The sequence below is a fragment of the Tritonibacter scottomollicae genome (assembly GCF_003003215.1).
Taxonomy (GTDB): Bacteria; Pseudomonadota; Alphaproteobacteria; order Rhodobacterales; family Rhodobacteraceae; genus Epibacterium; species Epibacterium scottomollicae.
In genome coordinates this window covers 398,208-415,312 of the sequence record NZ_PVUF01000001.1, presented here as the reverse complement: position 1 = coordinate 415,312, position 17,105 = coordinate 398,208, and the positions used below count along the sequence as shown (strand labels likewise).

17 protein-coding genes are annotated in these 17,105 nt (G+C 61.4%); 7 read left to right on the top strand and 10 right to left on the bottom strand.

Annotated elements, in window-relative coordinates; translation table 11 throughout:
* Nucleotides 1-104 precede the first annotated feature (104 nt).
* From CLV89_RS02035 to CLV89_RS01995, 9 genes are all read right to left on the bottom strand, one after another.
* Entirely contained in the window at nt 105-1,124 is a 1,020-nt protein-coding gene (locus CLV89_RS02035) for a GlxA family transcriptional regulator (RefSeq protein WP_106162309.1), read from the bottom strand.
* A 256-nt stretch (nt 1,125-1,380) separates the two neighbouring features.
* On the bottom strand, nt 1,381-2,187 hold the full coding sequence (iolB, locus tag CLV89_RS02030; RefSeq protein ID WP_106161959.1) for a 5-deoxy-glucuronate isomerase: 807 nt from the start codon (nt 2,185-2,187) through the stop codon (nt 1,381-1,383).
* A gap of 32 nt (nt 2,188-2,219) precedes the next feature.
* Nucleotides 2,220-3,125, bottom strand: coding sequence for a myo-inosose-2 dehydratase (gene iolE / locus CLV89_RS02025; RefSeq protein ID WP_106161958.1), 906 nt, complete (start codon nt 3,123-3,125; stop codon nt 2,220-2,222).
* A 101-nt stretch (nt 3,126-3,226) separates the two neighbouring features.
* Complete coding sequence (gene iolD, locus CLV89_RS02020) at nt 3,227-5,056, bottom strand: 3D-(3,5/4)-trihydroxycyclohexane-1,2-dione acylhydrolase (decyclizing) (protein ID WP_106161957.1); 1,830 nt, start codon at nt 5,054-5,056, stop codon at nt 3,227-3,229.
* A complete protein-coding gene (locus CLV89_RS02015) occupies nt 5,053-6,966 on the bottom strand; it encodes a bifunctional 5-dehydro-2-deoxygluconokinase/5-dehydro-2-deoxyphosphogluconate aldolase (protein WP_106161956.1) in 1,914 nt (637 codons plus the stop codon). Before CLV89_RS02015 ends, iolD begins: the two co-directional genes overlap by 4 nt.
* Entirely contained in the window at nt 6,966-7,787 is an 822-nt protein-coding gene (locus CLV89_RS02010) for an ATP-binding cassette domain-containing protein (protein WP_106161955.1), read from the bottom strand. The genes CLV89_RS02015 and CLV89_RS02010 overlap by 1 nt, the downstream gene beginning before the upstream one ends.
* A gap of 1 nt (nt 7,788) precedes the next feature.
* The gene (locus tag CLV89_RS02005) at nt 7,789-8,895 is read right to left on the bottom strand and encodes an ABC transporter permease (RefSeq protein WP_106161954.1); all 1,107 of its coding nucleotides are present in this window, start codon (nt 8,893-8,895) and stop codon (nt 7,789-7,791) included.
* 88 nt (nt 8,896-8,983) lie between these two features.
* Complete coding sequence (locus tag CLV89_RS02000; protein WP_106161953.1) at nt 8,984-9,910, bottom strand: sugar ABC transporter substrate-binding protein; 927 nt, start codon at nt 9,908-9,910, stop codon at nt 8,984-8,986.
* Between the two features lie 161 nt (nt 9,911-10,071).
* Nucleotides 10,072-10,902, bottom strand: a complete 831-nt coding sequence (locus tag CLV89_RS01995) for a MurR/RpiR family transcriptional regulator (RefSeq protein ID WP_106161952.1) — start codon at nt 10,900-10,902, stop codon at nt 10,072-10,074.
* A gap of 80 nt (nt 10,903-10,982) precedes the next feature.
* On the opposite strand from CLV89_RS01995, the gene CLV89_RS01990 reads away from it, so the two are divergent.
* The 7 genes from CLV89_RS01990 to CLV89_RS01960 all read left to right on the top strand — a co-directional run bounded on the left by CLV89_RS01990 (nt 10,983) and on the right by CLV89_RS01960 (nt 16,559).
* Nucleotides 10,983-12,098 carry a Gfo/Idh/MocA family protein gene (locus CLV89_RS01990; protein WP_106161951.1) on the top strand — a complete coding sequence of 372 codons (1,116 nt, stop codon included), beginning with the start codon at nt 10,983-10,985 and terminating at the stop codon, nt 12,096-12,098.
* Nucleotides 12,099-12,122: 24 nt separating this feature from the next.
* A complete protein-coding gene (gene iolG, locus CLV89_RS01985; RefSeq protein WP_106161950.1) occupies nt 12,123-13,124 on the top strand; it encodes an inositol 2-dehydrogenase in 1,002 nt (333 codons plus the stop codon).
* Nucleotides 13,125-13,127: 3 nt separating this feature from the next.
* Nucleotides 13,128-13,901: a TIM barrel protein gene (locus CLV89_RS01980; RefSeq protein WP_106161949.1), complete on the top strand. Its 774-nt coding sequence runs from the start codon at nt 13,128-13,130 to the stop codon at nt 13,899-13,901.
* Nucleotides 13,902-14,377: 476 nt separating this feature from the next.
* Nucleotides 14,378-14,890, top strand: coding sequence for a phage tail protein (locus CLV89_RS01975; protein ID WP_106161948.1), 513 nt, complete (start codon nt 14,378-14,380; stop codon nt 14,888-14,890).
* A gap of 18 nt (nt 14,891-14,908) precedes the next feature.
* On the top strand, nt 14,909-15,427 hold the full coding sequence (locus CLV89_RS01970) for a phage tail protein (protein ID WP_106161947.1): 519 nt from the start codon (nt 14,909-14,911) through the stop codon (nt 15,425-15,427).
* Nucleotides 15,428-15,439: 12 nt separating this feature from the next.
* Nucleotides 15,440-15,970 carry a phage tail protein gene (locus tag CLV89_RS01965; RefSeq protein WP_106161946.1) on the top strand — a complete coding sequence of 177 codons (531 nt, stop codon included), beginning with the start codon at nt 15,440-15,442 and terminating at the stop codon, nt 15,968-15,970.
* A gap of 127 nt (nt 15,971-16,097) precedes the next feature.
* Nucleotides 16,098-16,559: a GNAT family N-acetyltransferase gene (locus CLV89_RS01960; RefSeq protein ID WP_243394907.1), complete on the top strand. Its 462-nt coding sequence runs from the start codon at nt 16,098-16,100 to the stop codon at nt 16,557-16,559.
* Here CLV89_RS01960 and CLV89_RS01955 read toward each other — a convergent pair.
* Nucleotides 16,552-16,845 carry a DUF6916 family protein gene (locus CLV89_RS01955; protein WP_106161944.1) on the bottom strand — a complete coding sequence of 98 codons (294 nt, stop codon included), beginning with the start codon at nt 16,843-16,845 and terminating at the stop codon, nt 16,552-16,554. The genes CLV89_RS01960 and CLV89_RS01955 overlap by 8 nt on opposite strands.
* Nucleotides 16,846-17,105 lie beyond the last annotated feature (260 nt).

Sequence of the window (17,105 nt, the reverse complement as noted above, 5' to 3'; positions counted from 1 at the left end):
CAATACGAATGCTTGCACTGAATTCAAAGCCTTGTGTGAGCGTGTGCCACCCGAAGCATGGCAGCTGGCGCCCGTTCAGCCTCACGCCGCGCGGCCAACTCCGATCATGCGCCGCGCAGGCTGGCCCCCGCACGATCCCGCGCCCTCACCTGATAGGGCGTCATCCCGTATTCACGCCGATAAGCACGCGACAACGATGTCGAAGACGCAAAGCCGCTGGCAAATGCGATCTCCGCAATCGGAAGGTTGGTATCGGTGATCAGCTTGTTTGCGAGCTTCAGCCGCAACTGCATGTAGTGCTTTGCGGGTGTGGTGTTGAGATGTGCAAGGAACAGCCTTTCAAGGTGACGCACCGACACCCCTGCCCGCTCCGCGATCTCTGCTGTCGGCAACGGGTGTTCAATACACTCTTCCATGACCGCCATGGCCTTGACCAGGCGCCCCTCCAACAGGTTGGTGTTGCGCGCGGCTCCCTTGGGCTGCTCACCCGAATAACCCCGCGCCGTATCGATCATCAAAATGCTCGCCAACTCTGCGCAGTGCTGCGGGGACAAGAATTGCGAGAGGAACCGAATGACAAGTTCAGCGGTATGTGAGCGACCGGCACAGGTGAGAATTCCCGCATTGTCTTCAACCAACCGATTGCTGACCGTCGGATAATCGCCAGCCTCGCGCAACGTGCGCACATCAAGCCAATGTGTGGTTGCCGGCCCTGAAAGTGGTGCAGAGCGCCGGATATAAGAGGTTGCGGCCTCGGACAACAGAAACGCCGGACGGCGCAGTTTCTGCATGGCGCGGATCCGTGCCAACCAACTCCCGCCGCCGTAGTTATGCCCCCCGACGACGAACAGAACGTCCTTGAGATATTGGACACCGATCGCAGGATCTGCGCGCACCAGCAGGTCGGAATTGCTTGCAACGATGCCGGGCGAGTCCGAGGTGATGCACCACGAAAACCAAGTGCCCGCATCAAGGGTATTGGCAGCGTCCAAGACAGCGATGATCGACGACAGCTCTAAATGGGAGAATCCCGGCTGTACAAACAGTTCAACGGTCAGCCGGGGCCCGATCGAAGCCTCTTCGCGCTGTTCGTTGTCAGATGAAGGGTGATGTGTCGCGTTCATGATGAAACGAGACGGTAGCGTCGTTTCGGTTGGGTCGGCAAGCAAACTCCGGATTATCCGCAGAGTTTTTTTGCCGCAGCGCGTTGCTCCGCCGCCCCCTCAGCCGGGGCGGCAAGACGACGCCAGGCAGGTGGTCTCCGCGTCACTGACACAGTTCCGGTTTCTGACCGATGATTGACCTGCGACGCGCGCCCGCTCAGCGCGCGTCGCAGGTTCACATGGCGGAAGCTTCTGTCCCACCCAAGCCTGTGCGCCGTCAGCTGTCGCGCTCCATGATCCATTCGACCTCCGGGGCGGCGACAAAGCGCCATTTGCGCAAGGGGCCGGCCATGACGTTGAGGTAATACATCTCAAACCCGTAGGGCGCGCCGCAGGGGTGGTGGCCGCGCGGCACCAGGACCACATCGCCATCCGCGACTGCCATGGTTTCATCCAGCTGCCCGTCATCGGTATAGACGCGCTGGACGCCAAAGCCGCTGGCCGGGTTCAGGCGGTGATAGTAGGTCTCCTCCAGATAGGTGATCCGGGGGAAATCATCCTCATCGTGGCGGTGGCTCGGGAACGACGACCAATGGCCGGCGGGGGTGAAGACCTCGGTGACCAGCAGGCTGTCGCAATAGTCCTCGTTCTCCATCGCGATATTGTTGATGTAGCGGGTGTTGGTGCCCTTGCCGCGCTCTGTGAGGGTGATGCCCTCGGGGCCGATCCGGCGTGCCGCATGGCCGCCCTTGCCCGGTGCGGAGCAGACCGCGATGGTGCAATCGGTGGTGGCCTCGGCGCTCCAGTCGCTGCCATTGGGCAGATACAGGCAATGGGGCGGGGTTTTCTCAAACACCGACATGCGCTCGCCCAGTTCGCCCCAGTCCTGTCCCGCGCCGGTCAGGTTGGCTTTGCCTTCCACCATCACGAGGATCACCTCGCGGTCGCCGGTGACGTCAGCCACGGTCTCGCCCGCGCGCAGATGGTGCAGGGCAAAGCCCACGTAGCGCCAGCCTGCACTTTCGGGTGTGATGCGATGCACCTCGCCATGGGTGCCAAAGGGTTTGCGCAGCAGATCGCTCATGGGTCTTGCCTCCTGTTGTTGGGGCGCGGGGATTAACCCGCAACCTCTAGCCCATAGCGCGCGCAGAGGTCGCGAATGGTCTGATAGCCCAGTTTTGAGGCCGCATAGGGCGCGACCTTGGCGGGGTCTTGCTCGGCCTCGACCACGATCCAGCCCTGATAGCCCATTTTGGCCAGACGTTCGGTCACTGCGGCAAAATCGATGGACCCTTCGGCATCCCCCGGCACGGTGAAGGCCCCGGCGATGACCGCATCCAGAAAGGACCAGCTCTCAGTGCGGGCCTGCGCAGCGATATTGGCGCGCAGATCCTTGTAGTGGACGTGGTGGATGCGGTCGCCCCATTTGTCGAGCGTGCCCAGAAGATCGCCGCCGCCAAAGACCAGATGGCCGGTGTCATAAAGCAGCGTCACCTCGGGGCTGCTGGCCTCCATCAGCCAGTCGATGTCGTCCTGATCCTCGACAAAGGCCCCCATATGGTGGTGATAGGCCAGAGGCAGGCCCTTGTCGGTCATCCACTTGGCCAGTTCAGAGAGCTTGGCCGCATAGGCGCGGACGTCGTCCCGCGCGAGCTTGGGGCGGTTGTTCACCGGGGTCGTGCGGTCGCCCTGCACGGTGTTGGAGCATTCCGCATAGACCAGACAGGGCGCGCCCAAAGCGGCGAATTGTTCGACCTGCTCTGCGATAGCGGCTTTTTCGGTGTCGACGTCATTCACCAACAGGTTGCCCGAGCACCAGCCGCCACAGAGCGAAATGTCGTATTCGTTCAGATACTTGCGCAGCCCTTCGGTGTCCTGGGGCATGCGGCGGCCACGTTCGACCCCGGTATAGCCGATCTCGCGCGCTTCGCTCAGGGCCTGTTCCATCGTGTAGGCGGCGGTGAGGTCGGGTAGGTCGTCGTTCTGCCATGCGATGGGGGAGATGCCGATCTTGACGCTCATGGGCGGTATCTTTCGTTGTGGGCGCATGTCCGCGCCTGATCCAAAACTGGGGCCTTTCCGACGCGCGGGAGGACGCACTCCGGAAAGGCAGGCCACGGGCGTCAGTTGAGCGCGCGGGCCTTGATCTGTTTTTCATATTCGGCGCGTTTGGCGCGCACCTCGGCCCGCTCGGACACTTCGGGCACCGCCACGTCCCACCAATGGCCACCATCGGGCGTCGAGGGGTAGGGGTCGGTGTCGATCACCACCACAAACGGCCCTTTGGCGGATTTTGCGCGGCTGAGGGCCTCTTCCAGCTCTGCAATGCTGCTGACATGTACGGCTGCCGCGCCCATAGATGCGGCATGGGCGGCAAAGTCGATGTTCGACGGCGTCACGTGATGGGAGTGGTCGAGGAGGTTGTTGAACTCTGCCCCGCCGGTGCCCATTTGCAGCCGGTTGATGCAGCCGTAGCCGCGATTGTCGGTGATCACCACGGTCATGTCGATGCCCAGCATCGCCGCCGTCGCCAGTTCCGAATTGGCCATCATATAGCTGCCGTCGCCGATCATGCAGACCACATCGCGGTCTGGCTGCGCCATCTTGATGCCCATGGCACCGGCGATCTCATAGCCCATGCAGGAATAGCCGTACTCCATGTGATAGGCCCCGGGGCGCGGGGCTTTCCAGAGTTTGTGCAGCTCGCCCGGCATGGTGCCTGCCGCGCACATCACCACCGTGTCGGGACCAGAGGCCCGTTGCACCGCGCCGATCACCTGCTGGTCGGTCGGCAGTTGGATGTCCTCGCGCGGGGCGGCGGTGAGCGGGTCAACCGCGCTGAACCACGCCTCCTTGAGTGCGGTGGAGGGGGCAGCGAATTGCAGATCAGCAAGCGCCGCGCCCAGCAGCTCCAGCCCGACGCGGGCATCGCAGCAGAGCGGCTCTGCGCCATGTTTCATTGCGTCATAGGCGGCAACATTGAGCGAGACGAGCGTGCGAGCCGGGTTCTGGAACAGGTTCCACGAGCCGGTGGTGAAATCCTGAAACCTTGTGCCAACACCCAGAACCAGATCGGCCCCGGCGCAGGCCTCATTGGCGGAGCCCGCACCGGTCACGCCGACGGGGCCAAGGTTAAGCGGGTGATCCCACGCGAGGGCGGATTTGCCCGCCTGGCTTTCGACAACCGGGATCTGATGCGCCTCGGCAAAGCGTTGCAGCGCGGCGCAGGCGTCCGCGTAATGCACGCCTCCCCCGGCCACGATCACCGGAGATTTCGCCGCTTTCAGCAGGTCGGCAACCCGCGCCAGCTCGCCCTCATCCGGGCGGGGACGGCGGGTCTGCCAGATGCGCGGCGCAAAGAAGGCCTCGGGCCAGTCGTAGGCCTCTGCCTGCACGTCCTGACAGAACGACAGGCAGACCGGGCCGCAGTCTGCCGGATCGGTCATGGTGCGAAAGGCGCGCGGCAGGGCGGTCAGCAGCTGCTCGGGGCGCATGATGCGGTCGAAATAGCGCGTGACCGGTTTGAAACAGTCATTGGCGCTGGTGGTGCCATCGCCGAAATCCTCGATCTGCTGCAACACAGGGTCGGGACCCCGGTTGGCAAAGACATCGCCGGGGATCAGCAAGAGCGGCAGCCGGTTCACATGCGCCAGTGCCGCCGCTGTCACCATATTGGTGGCACCGGGGCCGATGGAGGAGGTGACCGCCATCGCCCGCTTGCGCGCGGACTGCTTGGCATAGGCAATCGCCGCATGGGCCATGGTCTGCTCATTGTGGCCGCGATAGGTGCGAAATTCTTCGCGCGCGCCATGCAGCGCCTCGCCCAGACCGGCCACATTTCCGTGGCCAAAGATCGCCCAGATCCCGGCGAGGAAGGGCTCGCCCTCCTCGTTCAGTTGTGCGGCGATGTATTTCACCATCGCCTGCGCTGCGGTTAGCCGGATCGTGCTCATTGTGCCGCCTCCATTGTGCGTGCGCGTGCCTGCGCCCAGACATCGCAAAGCCGGGCGTAATTCTCTGTCATGCGCGCCACGGCGCTGTCGTCGTCAATGCGGCCCGCAAACCAGTCGCGGGCCACATCGCCAAAGATCGTCCGCCCGACGGCAAACCCCTTGACCAGCGGGAAGCGCACGGCGAGGGCAAAGCTCTCGCGCAGCTCGTCCTCCGGGGCGTCCAGACCCAGCACCACGATACCACGGGTGCGTTTGTCGTTGCGCTCGATCGCATCGCAGCTTGCAGACCATGCGGCCTCGGAGCGGAAGGGTTCAAGCTTCCACCAGTCAGGGTAGATGCCGGCATCGTACACGCGCTGAATGACATCTGGCGTAGTTTTATCGTCAAAGGGGCCGACCTTGGAGGGGATCACCTCCAGCAGAAACTCGAGCCCGTTGCGGCGGCAGGATTGGAACACGCGGGTGATGGTGGCGATCTGGTCGGCCCACATCGCGTCGTCATCGTCGGGATGCGGGAAGCACAGGCATTTGACCACATGTTCGCCGGGCCATTCCTTCAGCCCGCCTGCATCCTCGCCCACCTGCGGTTCAAGCCGCAAGGGGCGAGAGCCGGGCCATTCGACCGGCCTGCCGATCCAAAGCCCCTGCCCCGCTGCGGCATAGAGCGCGCGCGCGCCAAGGCGGCCATCGCAGAGGATGCCGTGACCGGGGCGGCCTGCGGCCTGCGCAACGGCGGCCCTGAGGCAAAGCTCCTTGAACGCGCCGATGCGCTCGGGCGTGGCGCCGTCCATCTCTTCCATCTGCATGCGGTGATCAAAGGCAAAGACCCGCAGATCGTCCCAGTCACGCTTGCGGGTGGTGGACCAGTGGATCTGCTCCAGCGCGGTGTCGTTGCGCAAGGCTTTCTCCACCACGCCGCGCTGGAGGAAGAATTGCAGCTCTTCCCAGCTGGGATAGGCGGGGGTGCAGCCATGACGGCTGACGGCAAAGGCCCCGCAGGCATTGGCGTATTTGAGCGAGGTGGGCCAGTCTTCGCCGTCGAGCCAGCCCTTCAGAAGACCGGACATGAAGCCATCACCAGCACCGAGCACGTTAAAAACCTCGATGGGAAAACCGGGGCCGCTTTGACCCTCGTCCAGCCTGTCCGGGATCGCGCCGGTGAAGGCCACCGCGCCATCGGCACCGCGCTTGCACACCAGCGTCGCACCCGAGACCGCGCGCACCGCCCGCAGTGCTGCGACCGTGTCGGTGGTGCCGCCTGCGATGTGGAATTCTTCTTCGGTGCCGACAATCAGGTCAAACAGATGCAGGGTGGATTGCAGTTTTTCCGTCACCGCTGCTGAGGCAATAAAGCGGTTTTCACCGTCGCCATGTCCGGAGAGCCCCCAGAGGTTGGGGCGGAAATCAATGTCCAGCGCGGTCTGTGCGCCGTGTTTGCGGGCAAGTTCCAGCGCCTTCAGCACTGCTGCCTCGGTACGCGGATTACTGAGGTGGGTGCCGGTGGCCACAACCGCCCGCGCCCGGGAGATGAACCCTTCGTCCACGTCTTGTGCGCTCAGCGCCATATCGGCGCAATTCTCGCGGTAGAAGATCAGCGGGAACTGGTCCTCATCGCGAATGCCCAGCAGCACCAGCGCCGTCAGCCGTTCCGGATCGGTGAGAACGCCGGTGACGTCGACGCCCTCCTTCACCAGTTCCTCGCGCAGGAAGCGGCCCATGTGCTCGTCGCCGACCTTGGTCAGCAGGGCCGAGCGCAGCCCCAGCCGGGCAGTGCCCGTCGCCATATTGGTGGGCGATCCGCCGACGTATTTCTCGAAACTGCGCATGTCTTCAAGACGGCCACCGATCTGCGCGCCGTAAAGGTCAACCGACGAGCGCCCGATGGTGATGAGGTCCAGATCCTTTGCCATCAGACGGTGCCCCCGAGCGAGCCTTCAAGCTGCGCCATTTCCTGGCCACCCGCCATCAGGTCCTGCAGTTGCTCGGGCGTGATGTCGCCCCGTTCCGCCGTGCCCAGCGTCTTGCCGCGATTGAGCACGGTAAAGCGGTCCCCGACCGCCAGCGCGTGCCGTACGTTGTGGCTGATGAAGACCACCCCCACCCCTTGCTTGCGCACCCGGTCAATGGTCGCCAGCACGTTCGAGGTCTGCCGCACGCCCAGCGCTGAGGTGGGCTCATCCAGGATCAGCACCCGCGCACCGAAATAGACCGCGCGGGCAATCGCCACCGTCTGGCGTTCACCGCCCGACAACGTGCCGACCGCCTGATCGGGACCACGCAGGTTGATGCCCATCTTGCGCATCTCCTCCACCGCGGTCTCGTTCATCATCTCGACATCCATGCGGCGGAAGGGTTTGCGTCCCTTCACCGGCTCACGCCCCATGAAGAAGTTCCGCGTCACACTCATCAGCGGGATCATCGCCAGATCCTGAAAGACGGTGGCAATCCCGGCTTCCATCGCATCGCGCGGACTGTCGAAATTCATCGGCTGGTCGTCGATGGTGATGGTGCCCTTTGTGGGCTTGTGTACACCTGACATCGTCTTGATGAAGGTCGACTTGCCAGCCCCATTGTCGCCCAGCAGGCAGTGGCATTCGCCCGGCCTCACGTCGAAACTGACGCCCGCCAGCGCGATGATGTTGCCAAAGTGCTTTTCGATGTTCTGCATCTTGATGATCGGCTGGGTCGCGGCCTGCGGATCACCGTGGTGAAATGTCGTGTCCTGGGTCATCTCAGCGTTCCCCCGTCACGCGCTTGCGAATATAGTTGTTGAAGAGCACCGCGATCAGAAGCATGCCGCCCAGGAAGATCTGGAACCAGTCCTGATCGAAGTTGGTGTAGGTCAGCCCGATCGTCACCATGCCAAAGATGATGGCGCCAAAGAATGCCCCGATGGCAGATCCATAGCCGCCGGTCAGCAGGCAGCCGCCAATCACCGCTGCGATGATGGCCTCGAACTCCTTCATGAAGCCGCGCCGCGCATCGGTCGATCCGGCATCCATCACCGTGATGATCGCCACCAGCGCGCCACACATCGCGGTCACCATGAAGAGCGAGATCTTCACCTTGCGCACCGGCACACCGGAGTTGGAGGCCGCAGTGCGATCACCGCCGGAGGCAAACACCCAGTTGCCCTGTGGCGTGCGCAGCAGCACGTAGGTTGCCACCAATGCCAGCGCCACGAACCACAGGATCTCGACCGGGATGCCGGGCACCTTGGGGGTGCCGTTCTTGAAGGTGTCGATCACCCCGACTTGTGCCAGCCAGGCAAAGACAGGACCAAAGGCATCGCCCGAGAACATCGGCGCCAGCCAGTCGCCCTCGACCGCGTCGCGCACGCCGCGCAGCTGGGTGGAGCCGCCGGAGGCCAGTTTCAGCCCGACCAGCGATGCGCCGCGCAGGATGAACAGGAAGGCCAGTGTCACGATGAAGGACGGCAGGCCGGTCTTCAGCACGATGGTCCCGTTAAGCGCCCCAAGGCCAGCCGCAACGGCCAGCGTCAGCGGGATCGCCAGGATCAGCGGCAGCCCAAGCGTCACTACGCAGGCGCCAAAGATCAGACCCGCAAAGGCCACCATGGAGCCGATCGACAGGTCGAACTCGCCGCCGATCATCAGCATCGCCGCACCGATGGCCAGAATGCCCAGCTGCGCCGCAGGGGTCATGAAGTTCATGATACCGGACAGCGTGAACATGCTGCTGTCTGCGGTGATCAAAAAGAAAGTGGTGACAAGAATGACACCGGCGATCGCGCCAAGCTCGGGGCGCTTCATCAACCGGGCACCAAGCCCTTCTTTCTTCAGGCGTTCGTCATCGACGGTTTGGGCCGCGTCGGCCATGGCGTGCTCCTCCTTGAGACAAAGAGGGGCCGTGGCGCGGCATTTGCGCCACGGCCCCTTCAGCGATTCAGCGTTGTGCCTTAGTGGGTTAGCGGATGCCCTGGGCGCTCAGCTCAACCACTTGGGACGCCTTGTCCTGCGTGATGAGGTTCGGGCCAGACGGCACGTTGCCACCCGGGATCAGGCCGAACTTTGCGTTGAGCGCGAGGAAGGACACCGGCAGGTAGCCCTGCAGGAACTGCTGCTGGTCGATAGCAAAGGCCGCGTCGCCCTTGGCCACGCTTTCCAGGAAGCTGGCCGACAGGTCGAAGGTCGCCACGTTCACCTCGCCGGTGCGGCCCACGGCAGCCACGGCACGGACGGCAGGCTCACCCACCAGCGATGCACCCAGGCCCATCACGGTGTCGATGTCGGGGTTGGATTCCAGCGCCGCCTTCACCTTCGCTTCGACTTCGGCCGGGTCGTTCTGGGTCGGGATCACCTCGACAGAACCACCGAACCCGTCAGAGAAACCCTGGCAACGCTGATCGAGCGCGACGTTGCCCACTTCCTGGTTCACACAGATGCCAACGGTACCGCCCATCGAAGCCAGTTTCTCGCCGGCGGCCTTGCCCGCCGTGTATTCGTCCTGCCCCACGTGGAGCAGCGCACCGAGATCCTTGGACACATCCGAACCAGAGTTCATGGAAATGACCGGGATACCAGCCTCGACCGCACGGCGGATCGACGGCGACAACGCATCCGCGTCCGGGATCGAAACCACCAGGCCGTCAGGTTCCTGATTCACAGCAGCATCGATGAGCTGGCTCATCTGCACCATGTCAAACGTCTCCGGCGAACGGAAATCCACGCTGGCACCCGTATCGGCAGCAGCTTTTTCGACACCATTTTTGACGACCGACCAGAATGGATCGTTGGCCTGACCATGCGCGACCACGATGATGTCCTGCGCCATAACTGGGGCAGCCAGTGCGAAGCTGGCAGCAGCAACGGCAGTTTTGATAAGTGTTTTCAATTTATCCTCCCTTAGACAGTTGACCGGTCAAGCCGGCTCTTAGCCCGATATCCGATGCCTTCACGCAAACGGGCCTCCTCCAGACCGGCCTCCCACCGGTCGATGCGCTTCAATCTCGAATCACACCTATGGAACATTCATTCCGTTTTAGAGGCTCCGTGTCAAGTTTTCGCGCGCTGCGCGCCAACCAAAACCGACAGCGCAGTGGTCAGCGTGATGGATGCATTGAGCGCCCGGAACCCTGCCACTTCGTGCTCCTTCACGACCAGCACCTCAGCGGCGAATTCAAAGAGCGGACAGTCGTCGGCATCGGTCAGCCCATAGACCGTCACACCCCGCTCCGCTGCAGCATGCGCCTGCGTGATTGTCTCCTCAGAGAACGGCGCAAATGTAATGGCAAACATCACATCCCCACTCCCCGCCACAAGCCCGGCATGCAGATTGCCGATGTTGGAGTGAAGCACGGCTGGGACGTCCAACTTACCGAGAAGATAGGACATGTTACTGACCACTGCGAACGCCCGCCGCAGGCCGACAAGATGAACAATACGCGCCTGCGCCATACCGGACGCGACCCTCGCAAGCCCTTCATTTGCAACCGAATTACCGACACCGATCAATGATTGATGCCCTGACTCCGCGAACTCGGCCAACAGCTCACCACTGCCCTGAGACACATCAGGTGACAACTGCGCAAGCCGTTGCTCATAGTCCGGCCGGAAACTGGTGTATTGCGCCCGAAACAGGGTCTGCATTTCGGAATACCCGGAGAAGCCGACCGCCTGGCAAAAGCGGATATAAGCAGACGGCGCCACACCAGATGCCGACGCCATGTCAGAGACCGTCGACACAGCAATGAGATGCAGGTGATGCCGGGTAAAGACCGCACATTGCCGTAGCCGCTTTGGCAATGTGTCCATGACATGATCCAGACGTGCGATGGTCTGCGTCACATTTTCCGGCGTCTCTGGTTGCGGTTCGCGTTCTATCATTTACACCCCTCTCGCTTGACAGAGACACTCTAATCCCGCATCACCGAAATTGGAATTAAAATTCCATAACGGAGGAAAACATGTCTCTAGGCCTTGGTTTGATCGGAACGGGCTTCATGGGCAAGGCTCATGCCTTGGCCTATCGCGCCGCAGAAGCTGTCTTTGGGGATGTGCCGCCGGTGCGGCTTGCAAGGCTCTGTGACACGCCTGTCGAAAATGCGAGGCGATATGCGACACAGTTTGGCTTTGATGTCGCCACCGACGATTGGCGCACGCTGATCGCCGCGCCTGACGTGGACATCGTCTCCATCACGACCCCCAACGCGCTCCACAAGGAAATGGCACTGGCCGCCATCGCCGCGGGTAAACACGTGCATTGCGAAAAACCCCTCGCCCTGACGATCAACGACGCAGAGGAGATGGAGGCCGCCGCTCGCACCGCAGGTGTGCGCACCATGGTGGGCTACAATTACATCCATAATCCGGCGATCACCCATGCGCGTCGCCTCATCAGTGAAGGTGTGATCGGCAAGCCGGTTCATTTTCGTGGCTGGGTGGATGAGGATTACCAGGCTGACCCCGATCTTCCCTGGACCTGGCGCGCAAAACGCGCGGACGCCGGCCTTGGTGCGCTGGGGGATCTCGGGTGCCATCTCGTCTCCATGTCCCATATTCTGATGGGCGAGATCGAGAGCCTGATTGCCGACACACAGATCATCCATGACACCCGCCCCCTGCCCGATGGATCAGGCCGTGGCACAGTTGAGAATGAAGATACCGCCTCTGCCATTCTGCGCTACAAGACGGGCGCGCAGGGAACAGTTTGCACGTCTCGCTCCGCCTGGGGCCGCAAGAACAAGCTTGACTGGGAACTGCATGGCACCAAAGGCATGCTCACCTTCAGTCAGGAACGGCTGAACGAGCTACAGCTCTACACCAATGACGGCCCAAAATCGCAGCAGGGCTTTCGTACGATCCTGACGGGCCCGGAGCATGCACCCTATGATAGCTTCTGCCCAGCACCCGGCCATCAGCTGGGATTTGGCGACCTGAAGACCATCGAGGTGGCCACATTCCTGCGCGCCATCACCGCTGGCACGAACGCGTTACCCAGCTTCACCGACGCTCTGGAGTTCGAGCGCATCATTCACGCTATCGACATATCGGCCCGCGAAGGCCGCCGCGTCACTCTCTGATTTTTCCACGAAAGGAATACGCATATGAAAGTCGCTCTTTTCGGGGCCGGTCGCATCGGCAAGGTCCACGCAGCTTCGATCAAGATGGATCCGCGCTCTGAGCTGGTCGCGGTCACCGACGTCATGCAAGAGGCCGCGGAGGCTCTGGCACAGGACCATGGCATTGAGGCCCGCAGCGCCGACGACATCCTCGCCGACACCAGCATTGACGCCATTCTGATCGCGTCCTCGACCAACACCCACTCCGACCTGATCGAAGCCGGCGCGAAGGCTGGCAAGGCGATCTTTTGCGAGAAACCGATTGACCTGTCGCTGGAGCGCGCGCTGCAAGTGTCCGCAACCGTCGCCAATCATGACAAACCCATGATGATGGGCTTCAACCGTCGGTTCGATCCGAATTTCTCAGCACTCAAGGCAGCACTCGATGCGGGAGAAATCGGCAACAGTGAGCTGCTCTCGGTTACATCCTACGACCCTGCCCCGCCGCCCGTCAGCTACATCAAGGTATCCGGCGGGCTGTATCGCGACATGATGATTCATGACTTCGACATGTGCTCGTTTCTGTTTGGCATGCCGACGACCGTGACAGCACATGGCTCCTGCCTTGTTGACCCCGAAATCGGCGCAGCTGGGGACATCGACACAGCTGTCGTCGTGCTGTCCTACGCCGACGGCCGGATCGCCACGATCCGCAACTCTCGCCGGGCTCCTTACGGATACGATCAGCGGGTTGAGGTTCTGGGCTCTGACGGCGCACTGGCCGCCGACAACGAACTGGAAAACACCGTCGTGAAATCCACCAGCGCGGGCGTCATCTCGGCAAAACCTGTGTATTTCTTTCTCGAACGCTACATGCGCGCCTTCTCCATCGAATGGTCCGCCTTTGTAGATGCCGTCGTGGATGGAAAGGCTGTGCCCGCAACAATCCAAGACGGCGTCAACGCGCTGGCACTGGCCGAGGCGGCCAATCGCTCCTTGGCGGAAGGACGGCCAGTTGAGGTGGCCCCGTTCCTGTCGGAGGCGTGAGGCATGGCGTTTACCCTTGCCGCCTGCGCCGAAATGCTCTGGCGCGACAGACCGATAGACTGGCGCTGCGCGCGCCTTGACGAGATGGGGTTCGAGGTCGGCTTGTGGAACTGGGCCGATCACGACATCGCAGCTCTGGCAAAGTCGCGCGCGACGTTCTCGATCATGAACGGCTATCTGGACGGGCGCTTGGCGGACGACGATGGCGCTGACACGCTACTGGCGTCGGCAAGAGAGGCCGCCCTTGTTGGCAAACGGCTCGGCGTCCAGCGATTGAACCTGCACGGCACCGGGCTTGGCGACGGCGGACGCCCCAAACAAGCTGAGACCGCAACGCCGCTCAAATGGGTGAAGGCACTGGATACGCTCAATCGCATCTGTGACCTTGCAGAAGAGCTGGAGGTGGTTTTCACGCTCGAAAACCTCAACCTCCCGACTGACCATGCAGGCGTCCCATTTGCCCGCGCGGAAGACACTCTTGCACTGGTCTCTGCAGTCAACCGGCCGGAACTGCGCCTTAATCTGGACCTGTATCATGCCCAGATCGGCGAAGGGAACCTGATCGAGCTTTGCCAGGCGTGCCTGCCCTGGGTCGGCGAGATCCAAGTTGCGGACGTACCGGGCCGCTTTGAACCCGGAACCGGGGAAATCAACTACCCCGGCATAGCCCGCGCATTGAACGCGATGGGCTACACCGGCCCCGTCGCGATGGAGGCGTTTGCCTCAGGTGTTGAGGAAGACGCCCTTGCGGCATTCAAGGCTGCATTTTCAGTTTAGAGGCGGCGCGTCCGCCCTCCTTGCACGGAGAAGGCGGCGCCCCCTTCACGATCTAAAAAGAAGGCGTTGCCCCACCGCAAGGGTTCCATGAGCGCGACCTGCTACCTTGGTCACGCGATCTGGAAGCGCGGCTCAGGCCACCACTCACAAAACAGGCGCGCGGCGAAAATGCGATGCCTTTGGCCCTTTGTCGCGCGCATCGCTCGCTAAGCCCAGACAGGCAGGCCGCAGAATTCAACGTCGGCATCGCCCTCATCAACTCCTTAAACGCATTCGGCACCGCCCAGATTAGGCGCTTGGCATAGTGTCATCGATAAAAGTGAAGCCCCATCAAAAGCCGAAATCTAAACTGTTCAGTCCAACTAAATTTTCTTTTTTCCTTGCTTTATTTTTTACGCAACGCATGGTTGATAATAGATATCGGTGTTTTATCGCCATAAATTGAACGCGCCGACAGTTTATTAAAGGAGAATTTCGTGTCCGAACCCTTTCTTGCCGAAGTTCGCATGTTCGGCTTTGATTTTGCGCCACGGGGCTGGGCGTTTCTGGATGGGCAACTCCTGCCGATCAACCAGAACCAGTCGCTTTACTCACTGCTTGGCACGACCTACGGCGGGGATGGTAGCACCACCTTTGCTCTGCCTGATCTGAGGGGCCGCACACCGATTCACAGAGACAGCGACTACCGGCTGGGCGCCAGATCCGGCGAGGAGAGCGTAGCGCTGTCCAAGACGGAAATTCCGACCCATACCCACGCGGCGATGAGTTCGGCGAGCCAGGCGCAGTCCGGGTCTCCGACCGATCATGTGCTGGCGGCGGAGGTGCTACCAGACGCCGCCTATCGCGACGCTGAGGCCGCCAACATGACGCCGCTGACGTCCGCAACTGTGGCCGCGTCTGGCGGAGGACAAGCCCACAATAACATGCAGCCCTATCAGACGCTGAACTTCTGCATAGCAATGCACGGCCTATTCCCCTCGCGCAATTAAGATACCGGAGATTATTCCATGTCTGAACCATATGTAGGTGAGATTCGCATGTTTGCGGGGAATTTCGCCCCACGCGGCTGGGCCTTTTGCGACGGGCAACTGCTTGCGGTTTCACAGAACGACGCGCTTTTTTCCCTCTTGGGAACGATCTACGGCGGAGACGGTCGCACCACATTCGGTCTGCCCGATATGCGCGGCAGAATCCCTATTCACAAGGGGCACGGACCCGGTCTGAGCGAACGCCGCTTGGGGAGCAAAAGTGGCGCAGAGCATGTCACGCTGACCACAAATCAGTTGCCAAGCCACACTCATGACTTCTTGGCCAACACCGAACTTGCCACCGATCAGTCGCCGCAAGGCAAGGTCGTCGCCCAGGGCGTTGGCACGACATTCTATAGCAATGCATCGCCGGACACGTCGTTCGCCCATAACGCGACAACGAATTCAGGCGGCTCGCGTAGCCACAACAACATGATGCCATCGCTCTGTGTCAGCTTCATTATTGCACTGTTCGGCGTCTACCCCAGCCGTAGTTAGGAGATATAAGGCATGTCAGAACCTTTTATTGCCGAAATCCGCATTTTTGCAGGTGATTTCGCGCCCAGAGGCTGGGCGTTCTGCGACGGGCAACTTTTGCCCATTGCAAACAACACTGCGTTGTTTTCGCTGATCGGTACAGTCTATGGCGGCGATGGAAGAAACACCACCGCCCTTCCCAATATGAAGGGCCGAGCGCCGATGGAGCAAGGGCGCGGTCCCGGTTTGACCGCACGAAGGCTGGGTGAAGAATTAGGGTCTTCGACCGTGACGCTGAGCGAAAGTCAGATACCGTCGCACAATCACCCGGTGCGCGCAAATCTGTCTCCGGGTGGCGAGGCTGTGCCATCGAATGCGACATCGCTTTCTGCAACTGGTGGACGCGGCGACGCCCTCTATTCCGCTGGCACCTCCAATCTCGTGCCGCTTGCAGATGAGACACTTCAAGCATCAGGCGGCAATCAGGCGCATGACAACATGCAGCCCTATCTTGCGCTGAACTTCATCATCGCGCTTCAGGGCATCTATCCGTCGCGTAGCTAATCATGGCCCGAATGCTGCAGCATCCGATGGAAAGGCGATACAGTCGGGAGCACCCATGACCCTTAAATCGGCAACGCCGATACCGGCTTTGACACACGCGGCATCCTTGGGGATCTCACTCCGAGAGATGACCGCGCGTGATATGCAGTTTCTCGCGCAGGTCTACCGTTCGACCCGCGAAGAGGAACTGGCGCTTACCCCGTGGAATGAAGACCAAAAGCACGCCTTCATTTCAATGCAATTTCGCGCGCAGCACGAGCATTATCAGGCCCACTACCCCGACGCGCTTTGGTTGATCATTCAGCGATCAGGCGAAGCAATAGGCCGTCTTTATCTTGAACGTTGGCAAAGCGAGCACCGCATCATCGACATCGCCCTACTGCCCGCCCATCGCGGCGCTGGTATCGGCGGCGCTATTCTGCGCGACCTGACGGACGAAGCATCAGCCGCAAACAAAGCTGTCGGCATCCACGTCGAAAAAGCGAACCCAGCGATGGCGCTTTACCACCGCTTGGGCTTTGTCACCGTCGAGGACAAAGGTGTCTATGACCTGCTACGCCGGTCAACGGACGCCAAAGCGATCAGGTAAAAATCGCCTCATATTGATAACCGGCCTCGGTTTTGGCGACCGGCACGAGAAAGAGCTGCTGCGTCCCAATGGCAGCATGCGACACCTGATAGGTGGCCTGTGGCAGACCAGGTTCGGCAGGCCCCTGAAACAGCAGTGCAAAACCGCCGCCGTCACGCAAGGCGCTGCCCCCCGTCGTGATTTCCAACAGCGTCGCTTCAATCCCGATGCCGTCGGCCTCAACCTTTACAGCGTCCCCTTCAAGCGGGCTAAAATCCGCTGCGGTCAAATTCGTCGGGTCTGGCATGGACATCCTCTTTTCGTAGTTTGACGTAAGACTGCGTCTGTTTCGCCTCATCCGAAGAGCCCTAATATACGCTTCGGTACAAGGCTGCATTTAAATCGCTTCGGGTCTTTGCCTCATCAGCATAGAACGTTGGTTCGACGTCGTTCTACCCACCATTTTGCCCTCCCGGTTCGACGCCTGCGTGCTTGGGGTACGCCAGGGTGTGCTTGCCGCCACGATCTGGTTCACGGGCGGGGCCGCGCTTGGCGCCCCCCGCTCCG

Coding starts and splice junctions, on each gene's coding strand:
- CLV89_RS01960 (WP_243394907.1), top strand. CDS start 16,098: ATGACCGCGCGTGATATGCAGTTTCTCGCGCAGGTCTACCGTTCGACC.
- CLV89_RS01990 (WP_106161951.1), top strand. CDS start 10,983: ATGTCTCTAGGCCTTGGTTTGATCGGAACGGGCTTCATGGGCAAGGCT.
- CLV89_RS01955 (WP_106161944.1), bottom strand. CDS start 16,845: ATGCCAGACCCGACGAATTTGACCGCAGCGGATTTTAGCCCGCTTGAA.
- CLV89_RS01965 (WP_106161946.1), top strand. CDS start 15,440: ATGTCAGAACCTTTTATTGCCGAAATCCGCATTTTTGCAGGTGATTTC.
- iolE (WP_106161958.1), bottom strand. CDS start 3,125: ATGAGCGTCAAGATCGGCATCTCCCCCATCGCATGGCAGAACGACGAC.
- CLV89_RS01995 (WP_106161952.1), bottom strand. CDS start 10,902: ATGATAGAACGCGAACCGCAACCAGAGACGCCGGAAAATGTGACGCAG.
- iolD (WP_106161957.1), bottom strand. CDS start 5,056: ATGAGCACGATCCGGCTAACCGCAGCGCAGGCGATGGTGAAATACATC.
- CLV89_RS02015 (WP_106161956.1), bottom strand. CDS start 6,966: ATGGCAAAGGATCTGGACCTCATCACCATCGGGCGCTCGTCGGTTGAC.
- CLV89_RS02035 (WP_106162309.1), bottom strand. CDS start 1,124: ATGAACGCGACACATCACCCTTCATCTGACAACGAACAGCGCGAAGAG.
- CLV89_RS01980 (WP_106161949.1), top strand. CDS start 13,128: ATGGCGTTTACCCTTGCCGCCTGCGCCGAAATGCTCTGGCGCGACAGA.
- CLV89_RS01970 (WP_106161947.1), top strand. CDS start 14,909: ATGTCTGAACCATATGTAGGTGAGATTCGCATGTTTGCGGGGAATTTC.
- CLV89_RS02010 (WP_106161955.1), bottom strand. CDS start 7,787: ATGACCCAGGACACGACATTTCACCACGGTGATCCGCAGGCCGCGACC.
- iolG (WP_106161950.1), top strand. CDS start 12,123: ATGAAAGTCGCTCTTTTCGGGGCCGGTCGCATCGGCAAGGTCCACGCA.
- CLV89_RS02005 (WP_106161954.1), bottom strand. CDS start 8,895: ATGGCCGACGCGGCCCAAACCGTCGATGACGAACGCCTGAAGAAAGAA.
- iolB (WP_106161959.1), bottom strand. CDS start 2,187: ATGAGCGATCTGCTGCGCAAACCCTTTGGCACCCATGGCGAGGTGCAT.